This is a genomic window from Neorhizobium galegae (genome assembly GCF_017877055.1).
In the GTDB taxonomy this organism is placed as follows: domain Bacteria; phylum Pseudomonadota; class Alphaproteobacteria; order Rhizobiales; family Rhizobiaceae; genus Neorhizobium; species Neorhizobium galegae_D.
The window spans coordinates 1,810,525-1,830,924 of sequence record NZ_JAGIPG010000001.1 but is presented as its reverse complement, the minus strand read 5'-3'; the positions used below and the strand labels follow the sequence as shown (position 1 = coordinate 1,830,924).

At 61.6% G+C, this 20,400-nt stretch carries 21 protein-coding genes and 1 tRNA gene; 12 read left to right on the top strand and 10 right to left on the bottom strand.

What is annotated here, in order from left to right; all coding sequences use genetic code 11:
- Positions 1–93 precede the first annotated feature (93 nt).
- The 7 genes from J2857_RS08595 to sufA all read left to right on the top strand — a co-directional run bounded on the left by J2857_RS08595 (position 94) and on the right by sufA (position 7,123).
- Complete coding sequence (locus J2857_RS08595) at positions 94–1,260, top strand: cysteine desulfurase family protein (RefSeq protein WP_210009686.1); 1,167 nt, start codon at positions 94–96, stop codon at positions 1,258–1,260.
- 148 nt (positions 1,261–1,408) lie between these two features.
- The gene (sufB, locus tag J2857_RS08590; protein ID WP_210009685.1) at positions 1,409–2,878 is read left to right on the top strand and encodes a Fe-S cluster assembly protein SufB; all 1,470 of its coding nucleotides are present in this window, start codon (positions 1,409–1,411) and stop codon (positions 2,876–2,878) included.
- A gap of 63 nt (positions 2,879–2,941) precedes the next feature.
- Positions 2,942–3,697, top strand: a complete 756-nt coding sequence (gene sufC, locus J2857_RS08585; RefSeq protein WP_007752089.1) for a Fe-S cluster assembly ATPase SufC — start codon at positions 2,942–2,944, stop codon at positions 3,695–3,697.
- Positions 3,698–3,721: 24 nt separating this feature from the next.
- A complete protein-coding gene (sufD, locus tag J2857_RS08580) occupies positions 3,722–4,996 on the top strand; it encodes a Fe-S cluster assembly protein SufD (RefSeq protein WP_210009684.1) in 1,275 nt (424 codons plus the stop codon).
- Between the two features lie 14 nt (positions 4,997–5,010).
- Positions 5,011–6,252, top strand: a complete 1,242-nt coding sequence (locus tag J2857_RS08575) for a cysteine desulfurase (RefSeq protein WP_210009683.1) — start codon at positions 5,011–5,013, stop codon at positions 6,250–6,252.
- A gap of 23 nt (positions 6,253–6,275) precedes the next feature.
- Positions 6,276–6,656, top strand: a complete 381-nt coding sequence (locus tag J2857_RS08570) for an SUF system Fe-S cluster assembly protein (protein WP_046626546.1) — start codon at positions 6,276–6,278, stop codon at positions 6,654–6,656.
- A gap of 77 nt (positions 6,657–6,733) precedes the next feature.
- On the top strand, positions 6,734–7,123 hold the full coding sequence (gene sufA / locus J2857_RS08565; RefSeq protein WP_210009682.1) for a Fe-S cluster assembly scaffold SufA: 390 nt from the start codon (positions 6,734–6,736) through the stop codon (positions 7,121–7,123).
- A 6-nt stretch (positions 7,124–7,129) separates the two neighbouring features.
- Here the strand turns inward: sufA and J2857_RS08560 are convergent, their stop codons facing one another.
- The 4 genes from J2857_RS08560 to J2857_RS08545 all read right to left on the bottom strand — a co-directional run bounded on the left by J2857_RS08560 (position 7,130) and on the right by J2857_RS08545 (position 11,088).
- On the bottom strand, positions 7,130–7,753 hold the full coding sequence (locus J2857_RS08560; RefSeq protein ID WP_210009681.1) for a GntR family transcriptional regulator: 624 nt from the start codon (positions 7,751–7,753) through the stop codon (positions 7,130–7,132).
- Between the two features lie 125 nt (positions 7,754–7,878).
- Positions 7,879–9,084: an ABC transporter permease gene (locus tag J2857_RS08555; RefSeq protein ID WP_210009680.1), complete on the bottom strand. Its 1,206-nt coding sequence runs from the start codon at positions 9,082–9,084 to the stop codon at positions 7,879–7,881.
- A complete protein-coding gene (locus J2857_RS08550) occupies positions 9,074–9,790 on the bottom strand; it encodes an ABC transporter ATP-binding protein (RefSeq protein ID WP_210009679.1) in 717 nt (238 codons plus the stop codon). The genes J2857_RS08555 and J2857_RS08550 overlap by 11 nt, the downstream gene beginning before the upstream one ends.
- 11 nt (positions 9,791–9,801) lie before the next feature.
- Positions 9,802–11,088 (bottom strand): efflux RND transporter periplasmic adaptor subunit, encoded by a 1,287-nt coding sequence (locus tag J2857_RS08545; RefSeq protein WP_210009678.1) that lies wholly within the window; start codon positions 11,086–11,088, stop codon positions 9,802–9,804.
- Positions 11,089–11,337: 249 nt separating this feature from the next.
- Here J2857_RS08545 and J2857_RS08540 point away from each other — a divergent pair, with 249 nt between their 5' ends.
- Together J2857_RS08540 and J2857_RS08535 are read left to right on the top strand one after the other, a co-directional pair.
- Positions 11,338–11,679 carry a hypothetical protein gene (locus J2857_RS08540; RefSeq protein WP_210009677.1) on the top strand — a complete coding sequence of 114 codons (342 nt, stop codon included), beginning with the start codon at positions 11,338–11,340 and terminating at the stop codon, positions 11,677–11,679.
- Between the two features lie 109 nt (positions 11,680–11,788).
- A complete protein-coding gene (locus J2857_RS08535; protein WP_210009676.1) occupies positions 11,789–12,049 on the top strand; it encodes a DUF2171 domain-containing protein in 261 nt (86 codons plus the stop codon).
- 69 nt (positions 12,050–12,118) lie between these two features.
- Here the strand turns inward: J2857_RS08535 and J2857_RS08530 are convergent, their stop codons facing one another.
- The 5 genes from J2857_RS08530 to J2857_RS08515 all read right to left on the bottom strand — a co-directional run bounded on the left by J2857_RS08530 (position 12,119) and on the right by J2857_RS08515 (position 16,223).
- On the bottom strand, positions 12,119–12,298 hold the full coding sequence (locus J2857_RS08530) for a hypothetical protein (RefSeq protein WP_210009675.1): 180 nt from the start codon (positions 12,296–12,298) through the stop codon (positions 12,119–12,121).
- Between the two features lie 93 nt (positions 12,299–12,391).
- Entirely contained in the window at positions 12,392–12,970 is a 579-nt protein-coding gene (locus J2857_RS08525) for an NADPH-dependent FMN reductase (RefSeq protein WP_210009674.1), read from the bottom strand.
- A gap of 122 nt (positions 12,971–13,092) precedes the next feature.
- Positions 13,093–13,218, bottom strand: a complete 126-nt coding sequence (locus J2857_RS31235) for a hypothetical protein (RefSeq protein WP_281068601.1) — start codon at positions 13,216–13,218, stop codon at positions 13,093–13,095.
- Between the two features lie 476 nt (positions 13,219–13,694).
- A complete protein-coding gene (locus J2857_RS08520; protein WP_210009673.1) occupies positions 13,695–15,218 on the bottom strand; it encodes a DegQ family serine endoprotease in 1,524 nt (507 codons plus the stop codon).
- A 929-nt stretch (positions 15,219–16,147) separates the two neighbouring features.
- Positions 16,148–16,223: transfer RNA gene (locus tag J2857_RS08515), tRNA-Lys, on the bottom strand.
- 205 nt (positions 16,224–16,428) lie between these two features.
- Between J2857_RS08515 and J2857_RS08510 the strand changes: the two genes are divergently transcribed.
- Both J2857_RS08510 and J2857_RS08505 read left to right on the top strand, forming a co-directional pair.
- Positions 16,429–17,187, top strand: a complete 759-nt coding sequence (locus J2857_RS08510) for a cytochrome c biogenesis CcdA family protein (protein WP_210009672.1) — start codon at positions 16,429–16,431, stop codon at positions 17,185–17,187.
- Between the two features lie 45 nt (positions 17,188–17,232).
- Positions 17,233–18,195: an AEC family transporter gene (locus J2857_RS08505; protein WP_210009671.1), complete on the top strand. Its 963-nt coding sequence runs from the start codon at positions 17,233–17,235 to the stop codon at positions 18,193–18,195.
- Here the strand turns inward: J2857_RS08505 and J2857_RS08500 are convergent.
- Positions 18,172–19,374, bottom strand: a complete 1,203-nt coding sequence (locus tag J2857_RS08500; protein WP_210009670.1) for a UbiH/UbiF family hydroxylase — start codon at positions 19,372–19,374, stop codon at positions 18,172–18,174. The genes J2857_RS08505 and J2857_RS08500 overlap by 24 nt on opposite strands.
- Before the next feature lie 187 nt (positions 19,375–19,561).
- Here J2857_RS08500 and pcsA point away from each other — a divergent pair, with 187 nt between their 5' ends.
- Positions 19,562–20,290, top strand: coding sequence for a phosphatidylcholine synthase (gene pcsA, locus J2857_RS08495; RefSeq protein WP_210009669.1), 729 nt, complete (start codon positions 19,562–19,564; stop codon positions 20,288–20,290).
- Positions 20,291–20,400: the final 110 nt, after the last annotated feature.

Sequence of the window (20,400 nt, the reverse complement as noted above, 5' to 3'; positions counted from 1 at the left end):
GGCAAGGCTGACGGAAATTTCAAGGAAAATGCGGGTCCCCCGTCCGCCCATGTGTAATTCAACCTCTATCTAGAAACGGAAGCCGATCAGGCAATGGCGCTGAACCGCACATATCTGGACTGGAATGCGACCGCGCCCTTGAGTGCGCCGGCCCGCGCCGCCATGCTGGATGCGCTGCAATTGCCCGGCAATGCCTCGTCGGTCCACGGCGAGGGCAGGGCGGCCCGGGCCGCGGTCGACAAGGCGCGCCGGCAGGTTGCGGCGCTGGTCGGTGCGGAGCCTGCGCATGTGACGTTTGTCAGTGGCGCGACGGAAGCGGCCAATCATGTTCTGACCCCGGATTTCCGCATGGGCCGGGCGCCGCTGACGATGGGCCGTGTCTATGTCTCCGCGATCGAGCATCCGGCGATCCGGGAGGGCGGGCGTTTCGATCCTTCCCAGGTGACCGAAGTGCCGGTCACGCCAGCGGGTATCGTCGATCTTTCCGCACTTGAGGCGCTGCTGGCCGAACACGACCGAAGCGTCGGCATGCCGATGGTCGCCGTCATGCTGGTCAACAACGAGACCGGCATCGTCCAGCCCGTCGCAGAAGCAGGGGCCATCGCCCATGCCCATGGTGGCTTGATGGTGGTGGACGTTGTCCAGGCCGTCGGGCGCATTCCGGTGGACATCAATGTGCTGGATGCGGATTTTCTGATCCTGTCGTCGCACAAGATCGGTGGCCCGAAGGGCGTTGGCGCACTCGTCTCGCGTGGCGAAGTGCTGATGCCGAAGCCGTTGATCCGCGGCGGCGGCCAGGAAAAGGGTCATCGCTCCGGTACCGAGAATTTCCATGCCATTGTCGGCTTCGGCGCCGCGGCCCAGGCTGCCCGCGAGGATCTCGATGAACGCAATGCGGTGATAGAAGAGCTCCGCCACCGGCTGGAAGCGGGAATGCGTGAGGCTGCCCCCGATGCCATCATTCATGGCGAGGGAGTTTTGCGCGTAGCGAATACCTGCTTTTTTACTTTGCCGGGGCTGAAATCCGAAACAGGGCAGATCGCTTTCGATCTCGAAGGTATCGCGCTGTCCGCCGGCTCCGCTTGCTCGGCGGGAAAAGTCGGCGAGAGCCATGTTTTGACGGCGATGGGGCATGATCCGAAGCTCGGGGCCCTGCGGATTTCGCTCGGGGTCGGCACGACGCAAGACGATATCGCGCGGGCGCTTGCCGCCTTCGCCAAGATTGCCGGCCGGCGAAAACCGGCGGGCGAGGCGGCGTGACCGCCTTCAAAATTGCGCTTGCGCAAATTTCCGCTTGCCAAAAGGTGTGAAAACCGCCTTCTGGCGCCTACATAAGGGAGGCAATTGTCCCCCCGGATTGATGACAAGAATTGCCGGAATTTGAACCGGCAAGAATTGGAGTATGAACATGGCTGCCGTGCAGGAAACAATCGATCAGGTTCGCCTAATCGATGTGGACCAGTACAAATACGGTTTCGAGACCGTCATCGAAGTGGACAAGGCGCCAAAAGGTCTTTCGGAAGAGATCATCCGTTTCATCTCGGCCAAGAAGCAGGAGCCGGATTGGATGCTGGAATGGCGTCTCGACGCCTATCGCCGCTGGCTGACCATGGAAGAGCCCACCTGGGCGCGCGTCGAATATCCGAAGATCGATTTCAACGACCTCTATTATTACGCCGCGCCGAAAAGCACCGCTGGCCCGAAATCGCTTGAGGAAGTCGATCCGGAGCTGTTGAAGGTCTACGAGAAGCTCGGCATTCCGCTGCGCGAACAGGAAATTCTGGCTGGCGTGGAAACGCCGCGGGTCGCCGTCGACGCCGTCTTCGACTCCGTTTCGGTCGTCACCACCTTCAAGAAGGAACTGCAGAAGGCCGGCGTGATCTTCATGTCGATCTCCGAAGCGATCCGCGAGCACCCCGAACTCATCAAGAAGTACCTGGGCTCGGTCGTGCCGACTTCGGACAATTTCTATGCGACGCTGAACGCCGCCGTGTTCACCGACGGATCCTTCGTCTTCGTGCCGAAGGGCGTGCGGTGCCCGATGGAGCTTTCGACCTATTTCCGCATCAACGAGAAGAACACCGGCCAGTTCGAGCGCACGCTCATCATCGCCGAGGAAGGTTCTTACGTCTCCTATCTGGAAGGCTGCACGGCGCCGCAGCGCGACGAAAACCAGCTGCACGCCGCCGTGGTTGAACTGATCGCCCTCGACGACGCGGAGATCAAGTATTCGACGGTGCAGAATTGGTATCCGGGCGATGCCCAGGGCAAGGGCGGCATCTACAACTTCGTCACCAAGCGCGGCGATTGCCGTGGTGCCCGTTCGAAGATCTCCTGGACGCAGGTCGAGACCGGTTCGGCGATCACCTGGAAATATCCGAGCTGCATTCTTCGCGGCGACGACAGCCGCGGCGAGTTCTATTCGATCGCCGTTTCCAACGGTTATCAGCAGATCGACAGTGGCACCAAGATGATCCATCTCGGCAAGAACACGTCGAGCCGCATCATCTCCAAGGGCATTTCCGCCGGCAATTCGAACAACACCTATCGCGGTCAGGTCTCGATCAACCGCCGGGCCTCGAATGCCCGCAACTTCACCAATTGCGATAGTCTTCTGATCGGCGACCAGTGCGGTGCCCATACCGTGCCCTATATCGACGTGAAGAACGCATCGGCGCAGATCGAGCACGAGGCGACCACCTCGAAGATTTCCGAGGACCAGAAGTTCTACGTCATGCAGCGCGGCATTCCCGAAGAGGAGGCCATCGCGCTCATCGTCAACGGCTTCGTCAAGGACGTCATCCAGCAGTTGCCGATGGAATTCGCCGTCGAGGCCCAGAAGCTGATTGGCATCTCGCTCGAAGGCTCCGTGGGCTGATGGCCCGCTGTCCGAATATCGCGCACTGACGCGTCATCGAATAAATCCGGAAGGATAAGAAACATGCTTGAGATCAAGAACCTGCACGCCCGCATCGCCGAAGACGGCACCGAAATCATCCGCGGCCTGAACCTCACCGTGAAGGCCGGCGAAATCGCCGCCATCATGGGCCCGAACGGTTCCGGCAAGTCGACGCTCTCCTATATCCTGTCGGGCCGCCAGGATTACGAAGTCACCGAGGGCGATATCCTCTATAACGGCGAGAGCATTCTCGAACTCGACCCCGCTGAACGGGCCTCCAAGGGCATCTTCCTCGCCTTCCAGTATCCGCTCGAAATTCCGGGCGTCGCCACCATGCAGTTTCTGAAAGTAGCGATGAACGAGCAGCGCAAGGCGCGCGGCGAAGCGGAACTGACGACGCCGGACTTCATCCGCCGCGTCAAGGACGCTGCCGAAAAGCTGAAGATCGACCAGGCCATGCTGCGCCGTCCGCTGAACGTCGGTTTCTCCGGCGGCGAGAAGAAGCGCGCTGAGATCCTGCAGATGGCGCTGCTCGAGCCGAAACTTTGCATCCTCGACGAGACCGACAGCGGCCTCGACATCGATGCGCTGAAGATCGTCGCCGACGGTGTCAACGCGCTGAAGTCGCCGGATCGCGCCACGATCGTCATCACCCACTACCAGCGCCTGCTCGACTACATCGTGCCGGACACGGTCCACGTTCTCTACAAGGGCCAGATCATCCGCTCCGGCGACAAGGCGCTTGCGCTTGAGCTGGAAGAGAACGGCTATGCCGATATCATCGGAGAAGCGGCTTAAGCGGCCCAAGGGAAGGATGTTGTCATGAACATGCAGACGACAAGCCGTCTCACGGCTGCCGAAACCGCGTTGGTCGAAGCCTTCGGCGCCCAGATCGGCGAATTGCCGGGCAATGGCGCTGTCATCGGCACGCGTGACCGGCTTCTGGACGAGCTCAAGAAGGCCGGCCTGCCGACCCGCCGCATCGAGGCCTGGCATTATACCGACCTCAAGAACCTGCTGCGCAGCGTCCCCGACGCCGCGCTGGTTTCCGCCATCGATCCGATCGCGCCGCTGGTCGAGGGTTCGAAGGTCCTTTCGATCCTCCAGGGTGCGGCCGATGCGAAGGCTGCCGTGGACGGCGTCGAAATTGCGCTCTTCAAGGACAGGCTCGCCGACGGTTCGGCCGTTGCCGGCCTGACGGCGCTCGACAAGGATGACGCGATCGGCCGCATCAACGGCAGCTTCGTGCGCGATGGTTATGCGATCACGGTTCCGGCCAACGCCGAACTCGAAGCGCCGATCGAACTGCAGGCCCTGCATGCCGCGGGCCAGGTCCATACGCGCTTCCCGGTTTCGTTCGGTGCCGCATCCAGGGCGACGATCATTGAACGTCACCGGTCGGTGACGGAGGATGCCGCATTCGTGTCTTCGATCAGTGACATCACGCTGGAAGACGGCGCCGACATCACCTGGATCATCCTGCAGACCCAGGGTGCGGCGGACACCCATCTTGGCCAGATCCGAGTCCAGCTCGGCACCGACGCCAAGCTGCGCCTGTTTGTCATCAATGCCGGTGGCAAGCTGGTGCGCCAGGAACTGCGGATCGACGTGGTGGGCGAGGGCGCCGAACTGACGCTGCGCGGCGTCAACCTGCTCGGTGCCGAAAGCCATACCGACGTCACGCTGGTTCTCGGCCATAACGTGCCGAACACCAACTCGACGGAAATCATCCGCAACGTCGTGTTCGATCGCGCCAACGGCGTCTTCCAGGGCATGATCCGGGTCGCTCCCGACGCCCAGAAGACCGACGCCAAGATGTCCTGCAACACGCTGCTTCTGACCGACGATGGCGGGTTTTCGGCCAAGCCCGAGCTCGAAATCTTCGCCGACGACGTCGTTTGCGGCCATGGCGCGACGGTTGCCGATATCGAGAGCAGCCATCTCTTCTACCTGATGGCGCGCGGCGTTCCTGAAAACAAGGCGCGAGCCATGCTGGTCAACGCTTTCGTCGCCGAGATCGTCGAGGAACTCGAGGAAGAAAAGCTGGTCGAGGCGCTGGAAGGCGTCATCTCGGCCTGGCTTGAAAAGCATGCGTAAGATAGGGGCCTGACATGGACCAGAGCGCGCCGTCAACGACCTACGATGTGGAAGCGATCCGCCGGGATTTTCCGATCCTGTCGACGATGGTGCACGGCAAACCGCTGGTCTATCTCGACAACGGCGCCTCGGCCCAGAAACCGCAGGTGGTGATCGATGCGATCAGCCACGCCTATTCCAGCGAATATGCGAACGTCCATCGCGGCCTGCATTTCCTCTCGAATGCGGCGACCGAAGCCTATGAGGCGTCGCGCGAAAAGGTGCGCCGGTTCCTGAATGCCGGTTCGGTGGACGAGATCGTCTTCACCAAGAATTCGACCGAGGCGATCAACACGGTCGCCTACGGCTGGGGCATGCCGAATATCGGTGCCGACGACGAGATCGTCGTGACGATCATGGAGCACCATTCCAACATCGTGCCCTGGCATTTCATCCGCGAGCGGCAGGGCGCCAAGCTGGTCTGGGTGCCGGTCGACGACGAGGGTGCCTTCCATATCGAGGATTTCGAAAAATCTCTCACCGAAAAGACCAAGCTGGTCGCCATCACCCATATGTCGAACGCGCTCGGCACCGTGGTCCCGGTCAAGGAAGTCTGCCGCATTGCCCATGAGCGCGGTATTCCGGTGCTGATCGACGGCAGCCAAGGGGCCGTGCACATGCCGGTCGATGTGCGCGACATCGATTGCGACTGGTACGTGATGACCGGCCACAAGCTCTACGGCCCGTCAGGCATCGGCGTGCTCTACGGCAAGTCGGATCGGTTGAGGCAGATGCGGCCCTTCCAGGGCGGCGGCGAGATGATCGTCGAGGTCACCGAGGATATCGTCACCTACAACGACCCGCCGCACCGTTTCGAAGCCGGCACGCCGCCTATCGTCCAGGCGATCGGGCTCGGTTACGCGCTCGACTACATGGACAAGATCGGCCGCGCCGCGATCGCCCGCCACGAGGCGGATCTCGCCGCTTACGCAGCGGAACGCCTGCGCGCCATCAACTCGCTGCGCATCATCGGCAACGCGCCGGGCAAGGGTGGCATCTTCTCCTTCGAGCTTGCCGGCATCCATGCCCATGACGTGTCGATGGTGATCGACCGCAGGGGCGTGGCGGTTCGCGCCGGTACCCATTGTGCTATGCCGCTCTTGAAGCGGTTCGGTGTCACCTCCACATGCAGGGCATCGTTCGGCATGTACAATACCCGTGCCGAAGTGGATGCGCTGGCCGACGCGCTCGACTACGCCCGCAATTTCTTTGGCTAATTTCTTGTTTGGGGAGCCTTGTGATGGCTGTCGACGAAACGGAACTGAAATGGGATGCCCGGGAAGGGATCATCCAATCCGCCATCCCGGCCGATGAACTGGCGCGCCTGAGCGACGACATCATCGGAGCGCTGAAAACGGTCTACGATCCGGAAATCCCTGCCGACATTTTCGAGCTCGGTTTGATCTACAAGATCGACATCGAAGACGACCGCATGGTGAAGATCATGATGACGCTGACGGCACCCGGCTGCCCGGTCGCCGGCGAAATGCCGGGCTGGGTGGAAAACGCCGTCGGCGCCGTCGAAGGCGTGTCCGGCGTCGAAGTCGAGATGACCTTCGATCCGCCGTGGACGCCGGAGCGTATGTCCGAAGAAGCCCAGGTGGCTGTCGGCTGGTATTGATCGATTAATCGGTCGGTACTACATTTGAATCGTGAAACACCGGACCTTGAATCCGCGTGCGGAAGGAGAATGAGCCCATGGGCTTTGCAGTGATGACGATGACCGATGCCGCCGCGACCCGCGTCAAGCAGCTCGTCACCAATTCCGGGGCGGAGGCCAAGGGCCTGCGTGTCGGGATCAAGAAGGGCGGCTGCGCCGGCATGGAATACACGGTCGATCTCGTCACCGAGCCCAATGCCAAGGACGACATGATCGAGCATGACGGCGCGAACGTCTGGATCGAGCCGTCCGCCGTGCTTTATCTCCTCGGCACCCAGATGGATTTCGAAGTCACGCAGATGCGCTCAGGCTTCATCTTCGTCAATCCGAACCAGACGTCTGCCTGCGGTTGCGGCGAGTCGGTCGAGCTGAAGCCTGCGGATCTCGCTGCGCTCGCAAAGCAGCGCGAAGCCGAAGCCCGCGTCTGATTTCCCTTATGAATTGGTAAGATAGGCGAGGAGCGTTTCCATCGCTCTTCGCGCCGTGTCGACGTCGCCCGTCCGGATGGCGCGGATGACGGCGACATGCAGCGTGACCGCCTGGTCCATCCGCTCGACGGAGGCAGTCGAGAACCACTGCCGTCTGGAATGGGTCTGGAGCGGCGCCAGCGCAGACGTCAGAAACCGGTTGGGGCAGGCGTCCTCGAGAATATCGTCGAAACGCTTGTCGGCCTCCAGAAATCCGGGGATGTCTCCGGTCGCCGCAGCGGCGCCCATTGCCTTGGCGCAGTCGAGCAGGGCCGTGCGTTGTTCGTCGCTGGCATGCTCTGTGACCAGCGCTGCGACGACCGGTTCGAGCTGGCGCCGCACCTGCATGATGCTGTCGTGGTCGCTCTCGATGATCTCGCTGACCTGCAGTCCAACGCGCGGCCGCACCCGAATCAATCCCTGCCATTCAAGCTTCTGAATCGCTTCGCGCACCGGCGTCCGGCCCTGGCCCGCCAGACCGATGAGCTGCTTTTCCGTGACCAGCGCACCGGGCTGCAGCTTCATGGTGACGATCAGGTTTTCGAGCCGGTGATAGGCTTGCCGGCTGAGCGATTCCGCCTCGGATGCCATGCGCCTCACCTTTGCTGATATATCATAGCGTGCCATGTCGCATTGGGAATGGCAAGCGCGGGTGATATATCAGGAAAAGATATACAGTTGAATGGCATCGCTGCCGAAGGCCAAGCGACGCCTGATCATTCGTGGCGGAGCGCCTCGATCGGGTTGAGCTGCGCTGCGCGGCGGGCCGGAAAGTAGCCGAACACCATGCCAATCATTGCCGAGAAGGCAAACGCGAGCAGGATGATCGTCGGGCTGGCGACGAAGGGCACGCCGAGGAAGCTCACGACGCCATAGGCAAGCGCAAGGCCGGCAATGATGCCGCTGATGCCGCCGAAGATCGACAGCATCACCGCCTCGACGAGAAACTGGGTCAGCACCTGCCGCTCAAGGGCACCGATCGCGAGGCGAATGCCGATCTCGCGGGTGCGCTCGGTGACCGACACCAGCATGATGTTCATGATGCCGATGCCGCCAACCAGCAGGCTGACGGCCGCGACGGCGCCGAGGAGGCCGGTCAGAAGCACAGTCGTGCCGGTCATCGCCGCGGCGATCTGCGACATGTCGTTGACCGAGAAATCGTCCTCGCGGCCGATCGCGATCCTGCGCCGTTCGCGCAGCAGGCTTTCGACGTCCGACTGGACTTTTGTGGTCGCCACGCCGTCCTGCGCCGACAGGATGATGCTGCTGATCGTCGTCGTGCCGCCGATCCGCCGCTGGTGCAGCTTCAGCGGCATGATGACCGTGTCGTCCTGGTCGTCGCCCATGCCGGACTGACCCTTGACGGCAAGCACGCCGACGACCGGGCAGGCGACATTGCTGACGCGGATACTCTGCCCGACCGGGTTGGCCGCGCCAAACAGTTCCTTGCGCACCGTCTCCCCGATCATGCAGGCAGCCTGGCCGCCACGGTCCTCGTTGGCGAGGAATGACCGGCCGAGCGACAGATCCCAGTCCTGGGCGATCAGGTAGTCGTTGGTGGTGCCGATCACGCTCGAGGAATGGTTTGCGCCGCCCGCGATCACGGTCGCCGTTCCGCGGTTCAGCGGCGCCACGGCGCGAAGCCCGGTCACCTGTTCCTGGATCGCCAGGACATCCTTGTCGTTGAAGCGCTTGGCCTCGCTGCTGGCGCGTCCCGGTCCCCATTGGCCCGGACGGACGAAAAGCGTGTTGGTGCCGAGGCGGGAAAGCTCGGCCTGGACCTTCGCCGTCGTGCCATTGCCGACGGTCACCATGGCGATCACGGCCGCGACGCCGATCACCACGCCGAGCACGGTCAGGAAGGAGCGCAGCATGTTGCGGCTGATCGCCCGCCAGGCCAGTTTCGCCGTCTCAAAGAACATGGGTATGCTCCTTCACCTGCGCCTGGTCGGAGGCGAGATGGCCGTCGACGAACCGCAGGAGCCGCTTGCCATAGGCCGCGATGTCCTCCTCGTGAGTGACCATGATGACGGTAATGCCGTTGTCGCGATTGAGCCGGGTGATCAGTTCCATGATCTCGGCGCTGGTTCTGGTGTCGAGATTGCCGGTCGGTTCGTCGGCGAGCAGCACGGCGGGATCGGTGACGATGGCGCGTGCGATCGCCACGCGCTGCTGCTGACCTCCGGAAAGTTCCTGGCTCGTATGGCCTTCGCGGCCCTTGAGGCCCACCTGTTCCAGCGCGGTCATTGCCCGGCTGCGTCGCTCGCGGTGATCCATGCCGCGATAGACGAGAGGCAGTTCGACATTTTCAACGGCGGATGTGCGGGCGAGAAGGTTGAATCCCTGGAACACGAATCCGAGCATGTGACGCCGCAGCAGCGTCAGTTGCGCGCGGTCGAAGCCGCTCGTCGGAATGCCCTGGAACAGATATTCGCCGGATGAAGGGACGTCGAGCCCGCCGATAATGTTCATCGCCGTGGATTTGCCCGAGCCGGACGGACCCATGATCGATACGAACTCGCCCGCCGTGATCGACAGGTCTATACGGTCGAGAGCACGGATCGTCGCTTCGCCGTGCCCGTAGAATTTCGAGACCTGTCTGAAGGTGATGATGGGAGGGAGCGTCACCAAAACCCTCCTCAGTTCGCCCGGGCGACGGCGTCCGTGATCAGCAGATCGCCTTGCTTGACCTCGCCGGATTTCAGCACCGTGAACTGGCCGTCGGTCGGGCCCGTTTCGACCTGCACCCGCGTCGGCACGCCTGCGCGCAGGACCCAGACGGCACGGCCTGTACTCGAAGTAGCGTCGCCACCGCGATTGCCGCGCGGACGGGGCGGCGTGAACAGCCGGGTGAGGAAATTGCCGCGGCTGCGCGCGGTCGTCGGCGGCGAATAGCGCAGCGCCGCATTCGGCACGAGGAGCGCGTCGGTGACCGATTGCACGGTGATGTCCGCGGTTGCCGTCATGCCGGGGCGCAGCAGCAGATCGGCGTTGTCGACCGTCAGGATCGCCTTGTAGGTGACGACGTTGGAGACGGTTTCGGATGCAAAGCGCACCGCCTGGATGGTGGCCGGAAAATTACGATCGGGATAGGCGTCGACCGAGAATTTCGCCGTCTGGCCTTCCCGGACATGGCCGACATCCGCCTCGTCGACAGCGACCTGCAGTTCCATGCGCTTCAGGTCGCCGGCGATGGTAAAGAGCACCGGTGCATTCAGCGAGGAGGCGACGGTCGCGCCGGGGTCCACGTCGCGGGTCAGCACGATGCCATCGATGGGCGACACGATCTTGAGCTTCAGAAGGTTGAGCTCCGAGAGCCGTAGATTGGCTTCGGCTGAAAGAACGGAGGCCTCGTTGACGGCTTTGGTGGCAAGTGCCGAATCATAGGTGAATTTCGCCGCATCCAGTTCCTGCTGGGTCGAAATGCGGTTGCTGACGAGGCCGGTCAGGCGGTCGAGCGAATTCTTGGCCGAAGCCGCTTCCGCTTCGGCCTTCAGCACGTTGGCCTTTGCCGAAGCAAGTTGGGCGCGGGCGCTCTGAACGTCCGCTTCCTGCTTGTTGGTGTCGAGTTCGGCGAGCACGTCGCCCTGTTTGACCGCGCTGTTATAGCTGACATTGACCTTGCGGACGGTGCCGGACAGTTCGCTCGATATATCCACCTGATCCGTCGGCTGGACCGACCCGGTCGCCGTGACGATGACCGAGAGGCCCCCGCTCTTCGCCGGCTGGGTGGTGTAGTCGTAGCGCGGGCCGCTGCTGCCGAAATAGCTGTAGGCGACTGCCGCCGCAGCAACCAGTACGATAAGGACCGTCGGCCAGATCCAGCGGCGCTTCTTGCGCTGGTTTCCCGAAGCGGCCAGGATCGCGGCGAGATCGGGCGTGCCGCTGGTCTTTGTTGCCGGGTCGGATGTGTTCTGCACGTTCAACGGTTTGTCCTTTGCTGGGTAGCGATACAACCGGGGCTAAACTTCCCGCCGCGCCGTCATGCGGCGCAAATCCGTCGGAAGCGTGGTCGCCAGACGGAATTCGTCTTCTCTCTCAATGGCATAAAACCGGAAGCGGTAAAACTTAAATATCGGTAACCTGCGGCATTTAAGAATACCTGCCGTTTCACCATGCCTTAAGAGCCGGGTGGTAGTAATAACGCATCCAATGACGGGTAGAGGAGTAATGTTATGATTAAGAAATTCTCGGTGTTAGCTGGCGTTTACGCAGCTATTCTGATGTCAGCCGGTGCATCCAACGCCGCAGACGATCTTGTGTTCACCCTGATCAATAAAACCAAGGGTACACTCGAGCGCTTTTATACGTCGCCGGAAGGCGTGGATAACTGGGAAGAAGACGTTTTCGGCGATGACGTACTGGAGCCGGGCCAGAGCATCAAGATCACCATCCGCGATGGCCGCCGTTCCTGCAAATACGACATGCGCTTCGAATTCTCGGAGGATTCCAAGCTTGAAGACATGGAAGATACGCAGGACTTCTGCAAGATGGGCACTTATACCCTGCACCAATAGACCGGTTGTTCTCCGCGGGGGAGTTCGTGAATAGCTCCCACATTTTCGAAGAGCATGCATCGATATCTTCATTCACGCGTTGTCGAAACGCAGAAAAAGGAGATTTCCCATGATCGATGCTGCAAGAATCAAGGAACACGCCGAAGTCATCGGCGCGGATGGCGTTCATGTTGGAACGGTCGATCGCGTCGAAGGCAGCCGTATCAAGCTGACCAAAAAGGACAGCGGTGAGGGCGGCCATCGAGGCCACCATCACTTCATTCCGCTGGAACTGGTTGCCGATATCGAAGGCGACAGAGTTCGCCTGTCGGCAGACGGCGATGTCGCCGTGACATTCGAAGAGGAACAGGGCGGCAAGGCCGTTCACTGATCGGGTACAATGAAAAAGGCCGGCGCCTGGAAAGAGACACCGGCCTTTCGTATTTCAAATCCCGCGCGATCACTGCGTCGAGCCGGGAACGCCGAACCGTTCCGGCAGGAAGGCGGTCTCCGCCGGAGGGCCGTCGAGGCGATCCGACTTCGTGGTGGCGGTTGGTCCGGCGGGATGCATCAGAAGGGCAACGACAAGGCCGCCCGCAATGGCAGATCCCAAGGCAATCAGGACATTTCGGGCGTTCATGGCAACAGCTCCTCTATAGCCTGACAACACCCGGAAAACCGGAAAGTTCCGGCCGGTACCGAAGCCTTGAGATCAATGGCGCGCGACGGCAAATCAGGCCTTTTCCCGGGCCGTCTTGAGGGCGGTGGCCCACCAGGAAAGGTCGTCCAGCATCGTCTTCACGCCGGGTTCCAGATGGGCGAGTTCCGAGAGCGCCTTGCCCTGCTGCCAGACCGCGAAGAAGTCGGCGCCCTGGATGTGCACGCCCGGGCGGGTCGGGACCATCTGGAGTTCGACCGCGATCGTGCGGAAGTGTTCGACCGCACGGGCGCCGCCGACGCTGCCGTACCCGACGGCTGCCGCCGGCTTGCGGTTCCATTCCGGATAGGAATAGTCGAGCGCATTCTTGAGCGCTGCCGTGATCGAGCGGTTGTATTCGGCGATCACGAAGATATAGCCGTCAAATTCGGCAACCTTCTTCTGCCAGCGCTGGCCGACTTCGTTTTCGGTGGGAACCCAGGCATTCGATGCCTTTTCGTTGAAGAAAGGCAACGGGAAGTCGCGCAGATCGACGATCTCGAATTCCATGTCGTCGCGCTTGGACGCCGTATCATAGATCCAATGTGCCGGCTTGTCGCCGAACCGCGTGTCACGTGTGCTGCTGATGATAATCGCAATCTTTGGCTTGGCCATGAAAACCTCTCGTGTTTGGAAAATGGGTTGGGGCGGGACCGCAGGAATATGGCGGTGAGGCCGGAGCGGTCAAGCCGATCCGGGGGGCAGGCGGAAAAGATCAACCGCCTCACGCGATCGTGTCAGTTCTGGGACGAGAGCTCCATGGGAGAGGCTAGGATGTCGCCACCACCAAGCGACTGGTCGGCATATTTGAATGCCAGGATGCTGAGCACCGAAACGATCATGACCACGAATATTATGCGCATAAAGATGCTCCTTCGGCCGGGCAAACGTCCTTTGTCCACGAAGGTTCCGGCGCCGATTTCATCAGCAAATGGTAATTCACGCTTAAGTTTTGGTTAAGGCGAGATTGACTCTACCGTTACGGCGCACCTGACTTTCCGCAGGCGGCTCCCATCTAAGCCCGCATGACTGAGTTCCATAGGACGTGGATGAGGGCGGCCGCCGAAGCAAGGAGCTATCGGCGAATGTATATCTTGGCAGGCGAGATCGTGAGCAGCCAAGCCGCTCCCGGCGAATTGAAGAGAGCGGCCCGTCGGGTGTCTCGGGCTCTGGAGGACGTTGTCGACAAACCGATCGCCGATGCGCTGGTGCTTGCTCGGGCGAGGGCGAGGTTTGCAGAACTCGCCGCCGCCTTGGAGGGGAGTGTGGGCGGGACCAAACGACCTCCGCCCGGTCGCGACAACCGGGCGGCGCCAAGAAGATAGGGCGAGTCCGATGTTCAGCCGATCGAGAAGGGGACCGCGACGAAGGTCTGGTTCTCGCCACGCTGGATCAGCAGCAGGACGGACTTGCGCCCGGATTTGCCGGCTTCCGCGACCGCCGCCTTGGCTTCCTTCGCCGACTTCACAGGCTGCTGGTTGATCGAGACAATGATATCCCCGGGCTGCAGGCCGGCGTCGGCAGCCGGCTTGTCGGGTGCGACGCTCTCGATCACGGCACCGTTTTCCCGGCGCTGCAAGTTGAGCGCCTCGCGAATATCCGGCGTGAGGTCTGCAAGACCGATACCGATGGTCGGAACGCGCTGCGCACCCTGCGTGGACTTGTCACCATTGTCGGCGGAAGCCTGCTGCTGGTTGGGCTCGTTGCCGCCGACCGTGATGCTCAGAGTGCGGCTTTGACCCTGACGCCAGACTGTCAGGCCTTCTTTGGCGCCGGGCGTGAGGTCGGCGACCATGCGCGACAGGTCGCGAGGAGATTTGATCGCCTGTCCGCCGAGCGCGGTGATGACGTCGCCGGTCTGGATACCGGCCTTGGAAGCCGGCGTGTCGTCGTTGACATTGGCAACCAGCGCGCCTTCAGGCCTGTCGAGGCCTATGGCGCTTGCCACATCCGCCGTCACCGGCTGGATCTGTACTCCGATGAAGCCATGCTCGATCGTACCGTCCTTCATCAGCTTGGCGACGACTTTTTGAGCCTGGTCGGACGGGATGGCAAAGCCGACGCCGACGCTGCCGCCGTTCGGGGAATAGATCGCCGTGTTGATACCGACGACCTTGCCTTCGAGATCGACCAGCGGGCCACCGGAATTGCCGTGATTGATCGGCGCATCGATCTGGATGAAGTCGTCATAGGGGCCGCTGTGGAGATCGCGGCCGCGGGCCGAAACGATGCCGGCGGTGACGGTCGTGCCGATGCCGAACGGATTGCCGATCGCCAGAATCTGGTCGCCGGCATTGAGCTTGTCCGAATCGCCCCAGGCGATCGTCGCCAGCGGCTTCGGCGCGTTGATCTTGATGACGGCGAGATCGGATTTCGGATCGGCGCCAACGAGCTTGGCGGGGACTTCCGTTCCGTCGTCGAGGGTCACCTTGATATCGATCGCGTTGTCGATCACGTGGTTGTTGGTGACGATGTAGCCGTCGGCCGTGACGACAAAGCCGGAGCCGAGGGCTTCGGTTCTGGGGGCCTGACGCTGCTGCGGCATATGGCGCGGCATGGGAATGCCCTGCTGGCCGAAGAACTGCCGGAACTGCTCGTCGAACGGCGAGTTGTCGTCCGAGGCAACGTTCTGGGCCTTCATCGTGGTGGTGATGGTGACGACGGCCGGCTTGTCGGCCGAAACGATCGGCGCGAACGAACCACCCGGAGCGACGATGCCGGAAACGGAGCCGGCAGCAGCCGTTGCCGTAGTTGCAGCATGCGCCGCGTTGGTGCCGAGAATGACCGGCACGGAGAGCGGGACCGCAACGATGGCAGCGCTAAGAAGTGCCGCGATCCGATGTTTGCGAAGGATATTGGACATGGAGGTCTTCCTTTCAAATCTGCAGCCCTTGCGCCGGCAGGCGGCGCATTGGGGCGAAGAGGATCGAAGCTGCGCGATGAGCGCGGGCCGATCGGTTGGGGTTCTGGAGGTTTACGAAGCTGAAAAGCCAGCTTTGCGGGCAAGCCGTTGCATCGGAAAAACGATACACCGGGCAGCTGACGCGGCTTCGAACGCCTGGCTATCGAAGTCGAACGCCGGGCGGTCCGGTGAGGTGCATGACCGGGCAGGGCGCCGGCGACACGGGGGAAGGCTGGTTTATCGGGACGAGCGGGCGCATATCTGAGCTCCACCTTCGGCAAACGGTTGTGAAACTGGCTCTGCCGTCACGGCCTCTCCGGCCGTCGGCGTCATTCAGTCTTGAAGATAGAAATACGCCCCGAAGCCTCGAAGGTCAGCTTAATAATAAATAAGGTTTGGAAGGCCCCATCTGCCGAATTTTAGGCCAAATGCTCCGCTCCGGAGCCATCCTTCATCTCACGAGATAAGATATTTCAATGGTTTGGCGCCGCACCCGGAGTTTTCTTCCCACCGCAATTTGCTGCTGCAAACATAACCTGGCTGTAATGAATGGCGTTCGCCCTGAAGATGAGCAAATTGTAATGGGTGAAGGCGGGGCTTTTGGCGATGCAATTCAGCGTGCCGGATCTAAGGAAGGACGGCCGACGTGATCTCGTGGCAGCGACGTGACGTCAATCGGTCGCCCGACCCCGTTCTAAAGTTAACGGCAGTCGCGTCCTGATCGGCTTGTGACAGACCGGCCGGACTTCGTCCACCCACATTGTGACGAAGCAGGCGCAGCGATACCACCCGCCACGGGAACGAGACAGCGTGCGGAGCATTGGCCCATGCGCATCAGGCCACTGCAATCGCATTGATGTCTGGTTAAGTATCCGATTTAATTATGAATGTGGTGAGAGCGCAGGGATTCGAACCCTGGACCTACTGATTAAAAGTCAGTTGCTCTACCGACTGAGCTACGCTCTCCCGCGGCCGCGGGTGAGCGCGTCCTTGAAAGTGCGCGGAACATAGGCAGGTGCCCCCTTGCGGTCAACCCGCAAAAACAGCAAAAATGCGGCTATCTGCCGCTTTTCTGCGGCCATGCGAAAAGGTGATTGGCATTCGCCGCGTCCGGCCATTACCTCAAGCCTAAGACGCGGGCTCCCCGAAAGCCCGCCATCCGGAGCCACATGTGTCGATTGCCGAAATATCCCTGCTGAGCGCGCTTCTTGCCGGCGCATTGTCGTTTCTCTCTCCTTGCGTGCTGCCGCTCGTGCCACCCTATCTCTGTTATATGGCGGGCATTTCGGTCGAGCAGTTCCGCGGTGGTAGAGGGGCGGCGGTCATCGATTCGGGGGCCGGGACACGGCGGGCGGTACTCAAGTCGGCGCTGTTCTTCACGCTCGGTTTTGCGACCGTCTTCGTGGCGCTCGGGGCCGGCGCGTCGACGATCGGCGTGCTCCTGCGTCAGCATCTCGATCTCCTGTCGAAGCTCGGCGGCCTGATCATCATCGTCATGGGCCTGAATTTTCTGGGCGTCTTCCGGATAGGCCTTCTCGCCCGCGAGGCACGCTTCCAGGGCGGCGGCCAGCCGGCGACGCTCTCCGGCGCCTATGTCATGGGACTTGCCTTCGCTTTCGGCTGGACACCCTGTATCGGCCCGGTGCTCGGCGCGATCCTCGGCGTTGCCGCATCCCGCGATACAGTCGGCGAGGGGGCGGCACTGCTCGCCATCTATTCGCTGGGTCTCGCCGTGCCGTTCTGGATCGCCGCCGGCTTCTCGGGTGCCTTCATGCGGTTCCTCACTCGCTTCCGCCGCCATCTCGGCATGGTCGAGAAGGTCATGGGAGTCTTCCTGATTCTGACCGGGCTCGCTTTCATCTTCGGTTTCGTCACTTCGGCCGCAATCTGGTTCCAGCAGACCTTTCCAATCCTGATGCAAATCGGCTAACGGAAAGCGTCTTCCAATACGACCCGGTCTGCGGGCAGGGAACCGATGGCCGATATCATTGCATTGCTGTTGCCCTTCTTCGGCCTGATCTTCATCGGCTATCTGGCCGCGAGAGTGACGAAACAGCCGGCCGAAGCGCTCGGCTGGATGAATACGTTCATCATCTACGCGGCTCTGCCGGCGCTGTTCTTCAAGCTCGTTTCCCGCACGCCGGTCGAGCAGCTGACGCGAGCCGACTTCATCTTCGGCGAGATCGGCGCGACCTACCTGGTCTTCTTCGTTCTCTTCCTGATCGGCTTCTTTTTGCGTCGCAATTCGTTTGCCGATTGCACCATCCAGTCGTTTGCCGGCGCCTACGGCAATATCGGCTATATGGGGCCGGGCCTGGCGCTGCTGGCTTTCGGTGAGGCGGCAGCTGTGCCGGTGGCGCTGATCGTCTGCTTCGAGAACGCCGCGCATTTCATCGTCGCACCTGCGATGATGGCGGTGGCCGGCGGCGACAAACGCCCCGTCAGCCACGTGGTCGGCGATATCCTCCGGAAAGTCGTGCTGCACCCGTTCATCATCTCGACGGCGCTTGGATTCTGCTTCGCGGCATTTGCCGTCCAGCCCCCCGCCGCCTTCCAGCGGCTCATCGACTACCTCGCCCAGGCCGCGGCCCCTTGCGCGCTGTTTGCCATGGGGGTGACGCTGGCGCTCCGGCCGATCAAGCGCGTGCCGGTGGAGATCAGCTATATCGCGGTCTCCAAGCTGGTCGTGCTGCCGATGACCACCTATGCGGTCCTGTCGCTGATCGGCAATTTCGATCCCGTGTGGATCTATTCCGCGACCTTGCTTTCGGCGCTGCCGACGGCGACCAACGTTTTCGTCATCAGCCAGCAATACGGCGTCTGGCAGGAGAGGGCGTCGGCGAGCATCCTGATCATTACGGTCGCATCGGTGGCAACGCTGCCGGTGCTGCTTTACCTCATCAATTCCGGCACCTTACCGCCGGATCTCTTTCCGTAAGGCATCGACGACGGCCCGCAGGCCACGACCCGGTTCAATACCTTCCCGCATCAGCAGGTTGCGAAGCGGCGGGGCGTTGGTGAGGATGTGCAGTCCGGCGGCACGCAGCATCTGCACCGGCAGGAAATCCGACAGCAGCGAGCGGTTGAGGAGGTCGACGCCGACGGTGCGGCTGACGATGTCCGGCCCGCGGCGCCGGTTGAAGCGATCGCCTGCATCCGCCGGGATCGGGCGGTCGCCGGTAGCAACGAGCAGTTCCGAAAGCGCGATGATGTCGCGGAGTGAAAGGTTGAGGCCCTGCGCTCCGATCGGCGGAAAGGCATGCGCGGCCTCGCCGATCAGCGCCAGTCGACCCTTGCCGAACCTCTCCGCCATCAGGCTGGAAAGCGGCCACGCCTGTGCCTTGCCTTCAACCTTCACCTTGCCGAGCATCGACTGCATGCGGTCTTCGACCAGCCGCGACAAGTCCTCGGTTGGAAGCTCGACGAGACGGCGGGCTTCCTCCGGCTTCACCACCCAGACGAGGCTGGAGCGCAGGCCGGGCAGGGGAACCTGGGTGAACGGTCCGCTTTCCGTATGGACTTCGGTCGAAACATTGCCGTGCGGCAGGGTATGGGCGAAATTCAATACCACGGCCGACTGCGGATAGGACCAGCGGCGCACGCCGATGCCGGCCGTCTCCCGCGCCTTCGACTGACGTCCGTCCGCCCCCACGACGAAATCGGCGCTGGCAGTCGTGCCGTTCGACAGTGTCAGGATCACTCTTTCGGCCGAAAAATCGAAGGTTTCGACGATTTGAGCGACGTTGGTAACGTTGCGTTCTACTGCCACCGCCGCATCCAGCGTTTCCGACAGTGCCCGGTTCGGTATGTTGTAGCCGAAGGCGTAGAGGCCGACGTCTTGCGCCCGGAACTGCGCCGTCGGCGCGCGCAGCAGCCGCTTGGTACCGTCGACGATCTGCATGACCGAAAGCGGCGCGGCGGAAGGCGCGATCTCCTCCCAGACGCCAAGTCGTTCAAGAAAGCGAATGGAGTGATCCATCAGTGCGGTCGTACGCTCATCGGTTTTCTCGGGAGAAGGTGCGATGATCGCCACCTTGCGACCGGCACGCGCAAGCGCCAGTGCGGCAACCGATCCGGCCAGTCCCCCGCCCACCACGGCGATCTCGAAATGCTGCATGTCCGTCGTCCTGCTCTGCAAAATATACCTTCGATTATCTAGAGCTTCGCGGCGGGCATATCCATGGGGCACGGCAGCGCAGCATGGAAAAAGCAATGCTCTATGGCTTGCGACGGGGCCAAGCCGGTTGCAATGCGCGGTGATTGGCCGCATACCTCGCCCAATGTGGGAAAGGCGGGACTGACGTGTGATCAGACGAATCTTCAATTACAGAAAAGTTCCGTATGCCGAAATTCGCGCCTTCTCGGTTCACCTCCTGACGGCATCCGGTTCGTTTCTCGCTTTCCTCGGGGTCGTCGCGGCGGCCGAGCATCGCTTTGTCGACATGTTCTGGTGGCTGGGGCTGGCGCTCCTCGTCGATGGCATCGACGGACCGATCGCCCGCAAGGTGCGGGTCAAGGAGGTTCTGCCCAACTGGTCCGGCGATACGCTCGACAACATCATCGACTACGTGACCTACGTGCTGTTGCCGGCGTTTGCGCTTTACCAGAGCGGCATGATCGGCGAGCCCTGGTCCTTCGTCGCCGCGGGCGCGATCGTCGTATCGAGCGCGGTTTATTATGCCGACACGGGCATGAAGACGGACGAATACTTTTTCTCCGGCTTTCCGGTCGTCTGGAACATGGTCGTGTTCACGTTGTTCGTCATCGATGCGAGCGCAACGGCGGCTCTGGTCCTGGTCTCTGTATCGGTCGTCTTGACCTTCCTGCCGATCAATTTCCTGCATCCTGTCCGCGTTAAGCGGCTCCGACCGCTTAATCTGGCCATCTGCCTCATCTGGTGCGCGCTCGGCGGCTACTCGCTGCTCCTGCATTTCGAAACACCCGACTGGGTCGTCTACGGTGTCGTATTGAGCGGCATCTACCTCTATTGCTTTGGCGGTGTTCTGCAGCTTTTCCCTAGTCTTGGAAAATAGTTGGGCGGTCCGGAAACCCCCTTTTTTAATGTTGTGCGAAGCAACAAAAACGGTATCAATATCAGTCGAATGTCCGGAGTGATCGCCGGATGTCGTCAAAGTCAATACGC